Genomic DNA, 11,801 nt, shown 5'->3' with positions numbered 1-11,801 from the left:
TTTTTTGCTTCGTTTTGTATTTATAACCTATTTCAGCACTTCTACCGCAAGCACCGCCTGTAAACGCTTACGCGTTTAGCACCAGGCAGACTTACTCAAAGTTTTTCTCTTTGAACGGGCATTCCTCTACGACCACACAGCCGCGGCACAGCGGCTTGCGTGCCTTACAGATTTTGCGCCCATGCCAGATAAACCAGTGATGCGCGTCACTCCACTTTTCACGCGGAATAATTTTTTCCAGCTCCTTTTCGGTAGCCAGCGGGTCCTTGCCCTGTGCCAATCCCAAACGGTGCGACACACGGAAAACATGCGTATCTACTGCCAGCGCCGGAATGTTATAGATAATGCTGGCGATAACGTTCGCCGTTTTCTGCCCCACGCCGGGTAATTCCATCAGCGTTTTGATATCATTCGGAATCACGCTGTTAAAGCGCTGCGTCAGCATATGACACATGCCAAGCAGGTTTTTGGCCTTGGCATGATACAGACCGCAGTCGCGGATTTCCGCTTCCATTTCTTCCTGCGTCAGCGCGCCCATTTTTTCCGGCGTATTTAGACGCGGAAACATACGCGCCGTAATCACATTTACGCGTTCATCCGTACATTGGGCCGAAAGAATTACAGCTACCAAAAGCTCAAACGGTGAATTATAATTCAGCGCCGTCTTGCTGCCCTTGTAGGTTTCCTCCAGCTTGGCCAGAATAGCTTCTCTTTGAGCCTTGCGCATCAGTTCGTCAGACTCCTTACCGGTGCAGGAATACGTCCGCCGCGGTTGATGAACTTTTCAGCGCTGAACTTCTTCACGCCAAGAACAGGCGCATAACCCAGCAGACCGCCAAATTCAACGCGGTCGCCTACGTCCTTGCCCGGAACAGGAATCAGACGTACTGCAGTAGTTTTATTGTTAATCATACCGATAGCAGCCTCATCGGCAATAATTGCGGAAATAGTAGCTGCCGTGGTATCACCGGGAATAGCAATCATATCAAGGCCAACGGAGCATACGCAGGTCATAGATTCCAGTTTTTCCAAGGACAGAGCACCGCGTTCTACCGCAGCAATCATACCGGCGTCCTCACTTACGGGGATAAACGCACCACTCAGGCCACCAACATAGCTGGAAGCCATCAGGCCGCCCTTTTTAACTGCGTCGTTCAGCATAGCCAGGGTAGCGGTAGTGCCGGGGCCGCCGCAGCTTTCCAGACCGATTTCCTCCAAAATATGCGCAACACTGTCGCCGATTGCCGGAGTCGGAGCCAGAGACAGGTCGATAATGCCGAACTGGGTATTCAAGCGGCGTGCAGCCTCCTGTGCTACCAGCTGGCCGACGCGGGTAATCTTGAAGGCAGTCTTTTTAATCGTTTCGGCTACCATACCGATATCGCCGTCACGCACCTGCTCCAGTGCGTATTTAACAACGCCCGGTCCGCTTACGCCAACGTTGATAACGCTTTCCGGTTCGGTTACGCCGTGGAAGGCACCTGCCATGAACGGGTTATCAGGCACAGCATTGCAGAATACAACCAGCTTAGCACAGCCGATTGCATCGCGGTCAGCAGTACGCTCGGCAGCAGCCTTTACAACCTCGCCCATTTGTTTTACAGCATCCATATTGATACCGCATTTGGTAGAGCCAACGCTTACGGAAGAGCAAACAATGTCGGTAACTGCCAATGCTTCCGGAATAGACGCAATCAGATTGCGGTCGCCCTTGGTATAGCCCTTGTCCACGAGAGCGGAAAAGCCGCCGATGAAGTTAACGCCAACCTGCTTGCCTGCGTTGTCCAAAGCCTGTGCCAGCGGTACATAATCGTTGCTGTCGCAGCTTTCCCCAACCATGGAAATCGGCGTTACGGAAATACGCTTGTTGATAATGGGCACGCCCAACTCAACCTCGATATCCTCACCGGTTTTTACCAGATGCTCTGCCTTACGGCAAATCTTATCATAAATTTTCTGCGCTGTTACCTTGATATCCGGATGACCGCAATCACGCAGGCTGATGCCCATGGTGATAGTACGCACATCCAGCTTATTTTGGGTAATCATGCGCGTAGTTTCTAAAATATCGTCAGTATTAAATAACATGACAGCCTCCTATATACGATGCATTGCGCTGAAAATTTCTTCGCTCTGCAGACGGATTTCTACGCCGATTTCTTCGCCCAAAGCAGCCATTTTGTCGCCTGCTTCGGCAATAGGCACGTTAGCCTCTGACATATCAGCAATCAGCACCATATTGAAAAAGCCTTGCATAATGTTTTGGTTGATGTTGATGATGTTAATATTCATTTCTGCTAAAGCATTGCTCACCTTAGCGGTAATACCTACCTTATCCTTGCCTACGATAGTTAAAACAACTCGCATATCTGCGTCCTCCTTCAAAATAAATTAAGAGCAGCACTCATAGTACTGCTCCTATTGTATCACATCTTAGGCGCTCTGTGTTGTATACATAAATAAAGCGCTTATTTTTCCGCCTCATACTTCGGTTTGGGGAACTTCATGATGAACTCCGTCCCCTGCCCTACAGTGCTCACCACACGTATGCTGCCGCCATGGAAGACGACGCCGTGCTTGACGATGGAAAGACCTAAACCAGTACCCTCAATCGCCTTATGACGGCTGCGGTCGACACGGTAAAAGCGTTCGAAAATATGCGGCAGCTCGCTGCCGGGAATGCCCATACCGGTATCAGCTACGCTCACCGTATACTTATTTTCTCCTTCGCTCAGGCGCAGCGTAACCTCACCACCGGGATGATTATACTTCAGACCGTTATCCAACAGGTTGAAGAAAATTTCCTCCATCAGAGAAGAAATACCAAGCAGCTTGCTGTCGCCGCCGGTGCTGTCAACAAGCTGCAGGCCGACCTGCAATCTGCATGCCTTGTCCTTCAGGCGTGCCAGCGCACTCTGCGCCACATCCTGCAGCGTAAATTCCTCCATCATATCATGCGTCAGCTCATCGAGCTTCGACAGCTGCATGATGTCATCAATCAGACGCAGCAGATTGTGCGCCTCATCGTTGATTTTCTGCAGAAAGCGCTTGGTATCCTCCGGCTTCACCAGGCCGCTGAGCATAATTTCCGAATAGCCCAGCACCGACTGCAGCGGTGTCTTCAGCTCATGCGAAACGTTAGCCGAAAACTCACGGCGGATTTTTTCCGAAGCAGTACGCGCCGTCACATCCATAATCAGCAGCACAAAGCCCTTATCGGTAATTCTGCTGCCGTTTAGCTGATAATAGCTGCTGCCGCGGTTGATTACCAGGCGCCCCTTGCCCTCCTGCTCAATTTTTGCCAAAAGCTGACGGATTTCGTCACTGTCATCAAGCATAAAAAAGCTCGTTCCCAAAAGCTCCTGCTTTTCCTTGCCAAAGAATTTTACGGCACTTTTATTAATCGATTCGATTTCCCAAACCGGATTAAGGAACAGCAAGCCTTCATCCATATTATTAGTTACGGCCTTCAGCTCCTGCTTTTTATTTTTGTAACGGCGCATTTCCTTCTGCAGCTTTTCCTGCTGCAGCTCAAAATACTCCACAATCGGCTTCAGCTCAGGGTAAACTACAGCTTCAGAATCAGGCTGCTCCAGATTAAGGTTTTCCAATGGTCGCAGTATTCTGGCGGTAATTGTTTTGGCTGCCCAAAAGGCACCGCACAAAACTACCAGCGCCAACAGCACAAAGTAACCAAGAATTATTTTATACTGTTGAAAAACAGCGTCATTCGTGCGCGAAAGGCGCAGTACATTGCCGTCCTGCAAGCGCACGGCATAGTACAGAATGTTTTTGCCCAAGGTTTCGGACGCACGCTGGCTGCGGCCCTCACCGCCTTTCAGTGCCTCCTGCACCTCCTCGCGCTGCAGATGGTTCTCCATTGATTCAGCGTCAGCATAATTGTCGTACAAGGCGTGACCGTCCGGCGCAATAAGCGTTAAGCGGTCGGCAAGCTGCAAGCGCTGCAGCTCGCTCACCGGCACATTGCCCTCTCCGTCAGCCACAATCAGCAGATTAGCCTCACGCTTAAGGCTGGCGAAGCTGTCCTGCGTAATATATTGGCAGGAAACCCAGAAGAAGAGCAGCAAAACAAGGCCTACCGCTGCCCCTGTCAGCAGCAGTATACTGCGAAACAGCCTCTGCTTCATTTTACGGCCGCCATTCTGTAGCCAACGCCACGGATAGTTTCAATCAGCTCGCCTGCCTCACCAAGCTTCTGGCGCAGAGTACGGATATGCACATCAACGGTGCGAGTTTCACCGCTGAATTCATAGCCCCAGATATCGTTAAGCAGCTTGTCGCGCGAAAAGACAATACCCGGATGCTGCAAAAACTTACGCAGCAGCTCGTATTCCTTCAGCGTCAGCACAACCTCACTGCCGCCTACGCTCACCTTATGCTCCATCTGTTTGACCTCCAGGCGACCGATGCGGATAGTTTCCTCGTCGTCCTCATCGCGGCGTGGTGCTGCGCAGCGGCGCAGCACAGCCTTGATGCGCGCCACCATCTCCAGCATACCGAAGGGCTTAGCAATATAATCATCAGCACCGCTGTCCAGACCCTTGACCTTATCAAACTCCGAGCCCTTGGCTGTAGCCATAATCACGGGGATATTCGAATAACGTTTATCAGCACGCAAACGTCTGAGAATGCTTACGCCATCCTCATCCGGCAGCATAATATCTAAAACAATCAGCTCAGGCACCTGCTTTTCCAGCAAAGCGAAAAGCTCTCGGCCGCTGCTGCAGCCCTGTGCCTCCATGCCAACGGACTGCAGGGTATAAACCTCCAGCTCGCAAATATTTTGTTCATCCTCCACGCAGAAAATCATGCAAAACACCACCTATCAATACTCTTATGCATTATTATATACGCAAAGCCGAATTTTTTCCTGTTAAATTTAGGTAAAAAATTTAACAGGCGTAAAAAAGCCCGACAGCATCACTTGGTAATACTGTCGGGCGGTGTTGAGTTTTTGGGGGAAGCTAAGAATCAAAAAACTTGCTTTCAGTCAATTTTTTTTAATGCTTCTATAGCCATATCATACGAAATATTTTCTTCTAATAACTGTATTGTCAGATTTTCATAATCCTTCCTGTAAACATTTTCCTTAATTATTTCTTTAAGCAATCCACTTACATCAACATCTGGCAAAGCAGAAAAACAAATAGAGGATTGTGCTCGAACTTCGCGCACTTCCTTAATCAAATCTTTGAACGTATCATCTTGCGATACTAACGGTAATAATTTATAAATGTCATAAAGATGACGAGAATGCTTAGCAACCTTTCCAGATAAATAATAATCACAAAAGCTGAATCAAGTATTGCTTTTTTGACTTTCTTTTTCTGTCCTTAAGATAAAGAAACATCAATTGTAAGATCTATATCCTCGGAAAATCTACGAATTACCTTATGACATTTACTGAGTGAAGTCCCGCCTTTGAAAACAATAAAAGGAATTTTTTCGGCTAGCAGTTTAAGCAATACAGTAACATAATAATCTTTTTCTATAATCTGCATCATCTGCCTGGTCTGTTTATATGTTAATCTGAGCGCCTGAAGAAATTGTTCACGATCCTCATGCAAATATACCATTAAAGATAACCCCCGTTTCCACAAGATTCTTATACAGCTTATCGGGATAATAAGAAAAATAAGGTTTCATTTCGTTGACAGTCAGCCCGGACTTATCCATGTACCGGTAAAGCTTTTCCTTTAAAGAATCGCCAGTAACCTCAGAATACATATCAATGTCCCTGAGAAGATCCAAAAACTGCAGGATCTTATAGTTCCCATCATTTACAGTCACCTTAGGGCGACGAACAACAACCTTTGAGCCTCCGAGAGTAGTCTCGCGGCGGTCTTTTGTAGCCTTGTTGGAAACCACCTCATAAACCATCGGCAGCTGCGTCGACAGGCCAAGCTGATTAAAAAACATAAGGCCGCTAATATAACCACAGCGCTTATTGTCACTCAAAAGATATTTATATTCAAGAACATCATCAGGAGAAAGCTCAGAACCTGACTTAAAAATAGTCTTAGTCGTAAGAAAATAAATGCCACTATCAAACCGTTTGATTTTCCCGGAATCAACCAGATTTTTCATCTGTTTTCTGATATTAGCATAATTGATACCGCTAGTCTTAACATCACTTAAGAAGATAGGCTTATTGGGCTCAAAGTTTTTCAACAAGTAATCATATAAAGCTTCCATTTTTCTCTCTTCTTTCACAATATAGCAGTATTGTTCTGCCTTTTTGTTACCATTATATCAAAAAAGGCTGAGAGCAACGCTCCCAGCCTTGTACTATTTACTATATGCGATTGTAGAAAAAACGAAAGCTGCCTGCGGCAGTCCTTTCCCTGCAGTTTAAATCTGCCAAAGTCTGTGATACACTCCGTTTTCCATATTATCGATTACATCTACCTTAAACGGCATATTTTCAATAATATCCAGTGTATCAAAATACGTATCCGGCGTAGCATAAAACTTAATCAGTCCGCTGGTGCCGTCTACGGTGCTCACCATGGCCAGATGCTCATAGCCTTCCATAATCCAGTTAACATCTGCAATACGCTCAGGCTCAACCTGCGCGTAGATCATACTGTGGGGTCCGGGGTCATTGTCACTCATTCTTTTACAACCTTTCTGCGTAATAAGCTGAATTGCAGCAGCGGCTTGTCGCTGGCTGCGGAAAATTTCTGCTGGGCATGCGGTGCGCAGTCAATCGACGTACCTGCTTCATCCAGCATTTCTGTCAAAACAAAGGGCATAGTGCTGCCGTCGGGCATCAAAAGCTCCAGCGGCTCGCCTGCCTTTACATTATTGCGCTGCTCAAAATAAGCGCGCTTTTTCTCAGCATCATAGCCTGTAACGATACCAACAAAATCGTGTGTCTGCTCATACTTCGAGCTGGTGTAAACCTGCGCATTTCTGTCAGGCTTGGCCACAGCAAAGCCTGTGGTGTACTGGCGGTGGGAAACCTTGTTCAGCTCGGTAATCCACGCTTCCGGCACGCTGTAATGCTCCATATCTGCCCAACATTGGTCGATAGCCTTGCGGTAAACGCTGACTACCGTTGCTACATAATGCACGCTCTTCATGCGGCCTTCAATCTTCAGGCTGCACACACCGGCACGCATCAGCTCCGGCAGATATTCAATCAGGCACAGGTCCTTGGAGTTCATCACATAGGTACCGCGTTCGTCCTCCTCGAGGTCGAAGTATTCGCCTGGGCGCTTTTGCTCGCCCAGTTTATACATATTATATTCCCAACGGCAAGCCTGAGTGCAGGCACCGCGGTTGCCGTCGCGCCCTGTCAGATAGGCGCTCAGCAGGCAGCGTCCGCTGTAGGAAATGCACATCGCGCCATGCACGAAGGTTTCCAGCTCTACCGAGGTTTTTTCGCTGATTTCGCTGATTTCTGCCAAGGACAGCTCACGTGCCAGCACAACGCGTTCAGCGCCAAGCTGCTCCCACGCCTGTACAGCGGCGTAGTTGGTGGTATTAGCCTGCGTGCTCACATGCAGCGGCATATCAGGCACAACCTGACGGGCAGTGCTCCATACACCAAAATCGCTGATCAGCAGTGCGTCAACCTTGGCCTGCTGCAGACCGCGCAGATAATCCGGTAGTCTGTCGATATCCTCGTTGTGCGCAAAAATATTTACCGTTACATAAACCTTTTTGCCGAGGCTGTGCGCATACTCTGCCATCTCCGCAATTTCCTCTAAAGAGAAATTGTTGGCAAAGGCACGCAGACCAAACAGCTTGCCGCCCAGATAAATAGCATCAGCACCATACAGCAGGGCCATTTTTCCTTTTTCCATATTACCGGCAGGAGCCAGTAATTCGGGTTTAACTAAATTTCTGCTCATTAATTCTCCTTAAAACACTTCTCTGCTCCGCCACACTGACAGCGCAGAAATATGTAATAACCTGTTATTAACCTATTTCCTCAATCGCCTTCAGATGCTCGGCGTAGGTTTTGGTAAAACGATGGTGTCCGTCCTTTTCCGCAACAAAGTACAGATAATCTGTCTGCTCCGGCTGCAGCACCGCCTTAATCGCGGTCAGTCCCGGACTGCCAATCGGTCCCGGAGGCAAGCCGGGATTTTGGTAGGTGTTATACGGACTCTGAATTTTGGTATCCGCAAAGGTAACTACTTCCTTCTGCGTTCCCAAAAGATACTGGATGGTCGTATCCGACTGAATAGGCATGCCGATAGCCACACGCTTGAGAAAAACGCCGGCGATTTTCGGCTGCTCTTCGGCAAATACTGCCTCCAGCTCCACCATCGAAGCCATATTTACTACATCACGCAAGGGCAGGTTACGTTCTGCCACAGTTTTGGCAATACCGCTGCTCTGCATTTCCTTATCAAACTGCGCAACCATCATTTTGAGCATCTCCTGCTCGCTGATTCCCACCGGGAAATCATAGGTTGCCGGGTAGATAAAGCCCTCTGCCTTAAACAGCACATTGCTGTCATCGGTCTGCATGTAAGGATAGGGTGCATAATCCTTCGCCGCTGCCATAAACTTATCAGCACTGCCAAGCCCTTCGGCCTCCAGCTTCTTCGCAGTTTTCGCCACGCTGTAGCCTTCCGGTACGGTAAAGCGCACCTGTTTGATGCGTCCCTTAACCATAACATCAACAATCTGCTGATTGCTCATGCCGCCGTCAATCTGGTAGGCACCTGCCTGCAGCTTAGTAGCCAATCCCTTCCAGCGCGCCTCCATTTTAAAGGCAGCGGGATTTTTTACCAGCTTTTTTTCATGCAGCAGCTCGGCGATATCCGCCGTAGTCATGCCGTCCTTGACAACAATAAGTCGTGAGCCTTCTACGGCAAAGCCCTTATTATTGCCCTGTCCGTTAAGATAAATTGTAAATGCTACCACGCCGGCAATCAGCAGCACCGCCAAAGCACCTGCTGCAGCCTGCACCGGATTGTCGCGCACCAGCGTTTTAAGCTTTTCTATATCCATCAGAAAACATCGTCACATCGCATAAAAATACCGGACCGAAGTCCGGTAAAATTGCTGACTGTGAATTACTCCTCGTCCTCAAACATTTCGTCATACTTAGCAGCAACTGCTTCATATTCTTCGTCAGTCGGAGCGGTGTAAACAGCTTCGCCGTTTTCGTCAAAGTCCATGCGTGCGATAACGCAGGTATCTTCTTCTTCATCATGCTCGTGGCAATCGCAGTCGTCATCCTCGCAGCAGCAGTCTTCCATCGGAACCAGTACTGCGAATTGTTTATCATCAACAGTGATAACCATGTCCTGATAGAACTCGTGCTCGTTGCCTTGCTCGTCAGTCAGAACAACGCAGATAACTTCTTCTTCACCTTCAGCTTGCATAGCTGCTAATTCTTCATCTCTAATGTCTTTTTCCATAAAGGCACCTCTTTCGTCATAGCTCAATAAATAAAAAGCTCAATTTTAATCTAAACATATTGTATAATAGGGACGCTAATCTGTCAAATTTTAAAGCTCTTGCTGTCCAGATAATTTTGCAGAATAACAACTGCCGCCATCATATCAATAACCTTCTTACGCTTTTTGCGGCGTAAATCCGCATCAACCAGCACCTTTTCGGCAGCCACTGTGCTCAGACGTTCATCCCAAAGCACAACCTGCACCTTCGGGAACATGGTGCGTAACTTTTCAGCCATTGCTTCACAGGCCTGCGCGCGTTCACCGATAGTGCCGTTCATGTTTTTGGGATAGCCTACAACCAATGTATCTACCTCATGCTCGGCAATCAGCTCGGCAATGCGGGCATAGTCGCGTTCTTCGGTAGTACGATGAATAGTTTCCACGCCGTTGGCAATCATGCCCAGCAAATCGCTCACAGCGATACCGATAGTTCTTGTTCCTACATCAAGGGACATTTTACGCATTAAGTCAATTTCTCCTTTTACTTGTTAATCTGCTGCAGATAATTCTTTACCAGCTCTTCAATCAGCTCATAGCGCTCGTGACGGCGCAGCTTGGTGCGTGCATCCTCAAAGCTGGTGATATAAGTGGGGTCACCGCTCAGCAGATAGCCTGCCAGCTGGTCCACAGGATTATAGCCCTTCTTTTCCAGGGCAGCATATACTTCTTTTATAGTTTCGGCAACGTTCAGCTTTTCCGGCTCACGTTTGAACATCATAGTTTCTTGAGATACTTCAGACATACGAAACACTCCCTTCGTTTTTCGTAAATATATTGTAGCACATTTTGAGTAAAAAAGCTGTGTTTTTCTGGTTAATTTAACAGATAGATAGCAACAGCAATTTAATATTAAGCAAAAAGCATAGTTTGAAAACAAAAGGCACATTACTCTTTACTCATAAATGTGAGTAAGGCAATGTGCCTTCTTGCTTGTAATTACAGCTTCGCAACGACATCCTTATCAAAAACCTTCGCCAACAGCTCCTTGGCTCTGGCATCAACCTCTTCATCAATATACCCCTGCACCTTCAGCAGCGCAAAGGTAATTGCCACCAGATCATCACTGTATCCCAGCACCGGCGTCATATCCGGCACAAAATCCAGGGGAGCGATTAAATACCCCAAAGCTCCCATAATCAACGCCTTTTCCTTCGCAGGAACCTCCGGCTTCTGCAGTACGCACCACAGCTGCACGACCTTGTACAGCAGCTCGATGCCGATGTGAGCACCGTAGCGGCTGATTTTATGCAGCAGGCCTTCCTCGCTGTAGCTTCCGGAATACTTCTGCAGCTCGCCGTCATTGATTTTCTTTTTGTCAAAGTCTTTGTGTTCTGTCATTTTGCTCCACTCTTTTCCAAACCGTGGACGAATGCTTAGCGCATGTTGATGAATTGCAGATCAACGCCGAAATCTCCGGCCTTAAGCAGTTGGATAACAGCCTGCAGGTCATCCTTTTTCGCACCGGCAACACGTACCTGGTCATCCTGAATCTGAGCAGTTACCTTCAGCTTGGAAGCTTTGATAGCTGCCACGATTTTTTTGCCGTTCTCTTTGGAAATACCCTGTTGGATTTCCAGAGATTGGCGAACGGTGCCTTTGGCAGCGGGCTCAATCTTGCCCGGAACCAGGCAACGCAGAGGAATACCGCGTTTAGCCATTTTTTGGCGTAGCATATCTAAAATTGCGCCCAGCTTGTACTCGTCCTCAGCTGCAATTTTTACTTCCTTCTCACCGAGCTCGATGGAAGCATTGCTGCCGCGAAAATCATAACGTTGGTCAATCTCTTTCTTAACCTGGTTGACAGCGTTATCCATTTCCTGCATATCAACTTGGGAAACAACGTCAAAGGAACTATCTTTTGCCATTATTATTATCCTCCTAAATGTAGCTAAAGTTTATCATGCCTAATTATATCAGAGAAAGCGCTTTAACGCCAGTAAAACTACCGGCAGCGGCAATTTTGCTTATTTGCCTGCATTTTTACCGTGCATATAAGCATGCTCCTGGCTAAGCTCCTGCAAAAGCTGCAGGCCGCTCCAGGTGCAGTTGGTGGGTGTCAGCATCGCCTTCAGCGCCACCTGACGCAGCTTGCCCTTTTTAATGGCAGCCAGCAATCTGTCCAGATCCTGACGGCTGAAGCCGCACATGAGCAGCATTTCCTCCTGCCCCTCGTCACCGCTGTAAGCCTCACTGACAGACGCCACCTCGGGCAAGCCTGCCAGATAGCCTACAGGCTGCAGCAGCTCCTCACGCGTCACGGCGCGCAGCTGTGTGCGCAGCATCATGCAAATCAGCTTCAGCGCCTGCAGACGCTCAGGCGTAAAATTATAGGCCAAAATTATTTTTTGCATATGT

Annotated in this window: 17 protein-coding genes; all 17 read right to left on the bottom strand. The window is 48.0% G+C overall.

Annotated elements, in window-relative coordinates; all coding sequences use genetic code 11:
- Positions 1 to 91: 91 nt before the first annotated feature.
- The 17 genes from nth to HMPREF9443_RS09040 all read right to left on the bottom strand — a co-directional run bounded on the left by nth (position 92) and on the right by HMPREF9443_RS09040 (position 11,797).
- Positions 92 to 727 (bottom strand): endonuclease III, encoded by a 636-nt coding sequence (gene nth / locus HMPREF9443_RS09115; RefSeq protein WP_009146314.1) that lies wholly within the window; start codon positions 725 to 727, stop codon positions 92 to 94.
- The gene (locus HMPREF9443_RS09110; RefSeq protein ID WP_009146313.1) at positions 727 to 2,088 is read right to left on the bottom strand and encodes a PFL family protein; all 1,362 of its coding nucleotides are present in this window, start codon (positions 2,086 to 2,088) and stop codon (positions 727 to 729) included. The genes nth and HMPREF9443_RS09110 overlap by 1 nt, the downstream gene beginning before the upstream one ends.
- A 9-nt stretch (positions 2,089 to 2,097) precedes the next feature.
- The gene (locus tag HMPREF9443_RS09105; RefSeq protein WP_040565414.1) at positions 2,098 to 2,367 is read right to left on the bottom strand and encodes an ACT domain-containing protein; all 270 of its coding nucleotides are present in this window, start codon (positions 2,365 to 2,367) and stop codon (positions 2,098 to 2,100) included.
- 101 nt (positions 2,368 to 2,468) lie between these two features.
- Positions 2,469 to 4,148: a sensor histidine kinase gene (locus HMPREF9443_RS09100; protein ID WP_009146311.1), complete on the bottom strand. Its 1,680-nt coding sequence runs from the start codon at positions 4,146 to 4,148 to the stop codon at positions 2,469 to 2,471.
- Positions 4,145 to 4,831 carry a winged helix-turn-helix domain-containing protein gene (locus HMPREF9443_RS09095; protein ID WP_009146310.1) on the bottom strand — a complete coding sequence of 229 codons (687 nt, stop codon included), beginning with the start codon at positions 4,829 to 4,831 and terminating at the stop codon, positions 4,145 to 4,147. Before HMPREF9443_RS09095 ends, HMPREF9443_RS09100 begins: the two co-directional genes overlap by 4 nt.
- A gap of 176 nt (positions 4,832 to 5,007) precedes the next feature.
- Positions 5,008 to 5,208: a hypothetical protein gene (locus HMPREF9443_RS10840; RefSeq protein WP_009146309.1), complete on the bottom strand. Its 201-nt coding sequence runs from the start codon at positions 5,206 to 5,208 to the stop codon at positions 5,008 to 5,010.
- A 146-nt stretch (positions 5,209 to 5,354) separates the two neighbouring features.
- Positions 5,355 to 5,522 (bottom strand): nucleotidyl transferase AbiEii/AbiGii toxin family protein, encoded by a 168-nt coding sequence (locus HMPREF9443_RS11235; RefSeq protein ID WP_302291567.1) that lies wholly within the window; start codon positions 5,520 to 5,522, stop codon positions 5,355 to 5,357.
- A gap of 58 nt (positions 5,523 to 5,580) precedes the next feature.
- The gene (locus tag HMPREF9443_RS09085; RefSeq protein ID WP_009146307.1) at positions 5,581 to 6,234 is read right to left on the bottom strand and encodes a hypothetical protein; all 654 of its coding nucleotides are present in this window, start codon (positions 6,232 to 6,234) and stop codon (positions 5,581 to 5,583) included.
- Between the two features lie 138 nt (positions 6,235 to 6,372).
- Positions 6,373 to 6,636 carry a DUF4911 domain-containing protein gene (locus HMPREF9443_RS09080; RefSeq protein WP_009146306.1) on the bottom strand — a complete coding sequence of 88 codons (264 nt, stop codon included), beginning with the start codon at positions 6,634 to 6,636 and terminating at the stop codon, positions 6,373 to 6,375.
- Positions 6,633 to 7,880, bottom strand: coding sequence for a peptidase U32 family protein (locus tag HMPREF9443_RS09075; protein ID WP_009146305.1), 1,248 nt, complete (start codon positions 7,878 to 7,880; stop codon positions 6,633 to 6,635). The genes HMPREF9443_RS09080 and HMPREF9443_RS09075 overlap by 4 nt, the downstream gene beginning before the upstream one ends.
- Before the next feature lie 67 nt (positions 7,881 to 7,947).
- Entirely contained in the window at positions 7,948 to 8,991 is a 1,044-nt protein-coding gene (gene mltG, locus HMPREF9443_RS09070; RefSeq protein WP_009146304.1) for an endolytic transglycosylase MltG, read from the bottom strand.
- Between the two features lie 65 nt (positions 8,992 to 9,056).
- On the bottom strand, positions 9,057 to 9,404 hold the full coding sequence (locus tag HMPREF9443_RS09065; RefSeq protein ID WP_009146303.1) for a DUF1292 domain-containing protein: 348 nt from the start codon (positions 9,402 to 9,404) through the stop codon (positions 9,057 to 9,059).
- Between the two features lie 83 nt (positions 9,405 to 9,487).
- Positions 9,488 to 9,910: a Holliday junction resolvase RuvX gene (ruvX, locus tag HMPREF9443_RS09060; RefSeq protein WP_009146302.1), complete on the bottom strand. Its 423-nt coding sequence runs from the start codon at positions 9,908 to 9,910 to the stop codon at positions 9,488 to 9,490.
- Between the two features lie 17 nt (positions 9,911 to 9,927).
- Positions 9,928 to 10,188 (bottom strand): IreB family regulatory phosphoprotein, encoded by a 261-nt coding sequence (locus HMPREF9443_RS09055; protein WP_009146301.1) that lies wholly within the window; start codon positions 10,186 to 10,188, stop codon positions 9,928 to 9,930.
- Positions 10,189 to 10,382: 194 nt separating this feature from the next.
- Positions 10,383 to 10,784, bottom strand: coding sequence for a YkvA family protein (locus HMPREF9443_RS09050; RefSeq protein WP_009146300.1), 402 nt, complete (start codon positions 10,782 to 10,784; stop codon positions 10,383 to 10,385).
- A 35-nt stretch (positions 10,785 to 10,819) separates the two neighbouring features.
- Positions 10,820 to 11,311, bottom strand: coding sequence for a YajQ family cyclic di-GMP-binding protein (locus HMPREF9443_RS09045; RefSeq protein ID WP_009146299.1), 492 nt, complete (start codon positions 11,309 to 11,311; stop codon positions 10,820 to 10,822).
- Between the two features lie 99 nt (positions 11,312 to 11,410).
- Positions 11,411 to 11,797, bottom strand: coding sequence for a DUF3783 domain-containing protein (locus HMPREF9443_RS09040; protein ID WP_009146298.1), 387 nt, complete (start codon positions 11,795 to 11,797; stop codon positions 11,411 to 11,413).
- Positions 11,798 to 11,801 lie beyond the last annotated feature (4 nt).

It is taken from the genome of Phascolarctobacterium succinatutens YIT 12067 (assembly GCF_000188175.1).
Lineage (GTDB): Bacteria > Bacillota > Negativicutes > Acidaminococcales > Acidaminococcaceae > Phascolarctobacterium_A > Phascolarctobacterium_A succinatutens.
The sequence above is the reverse complement of the archived record's forward strand: the minus strand, read 5'-3'. Positions and strand labels throughout refer to the sequence as shown.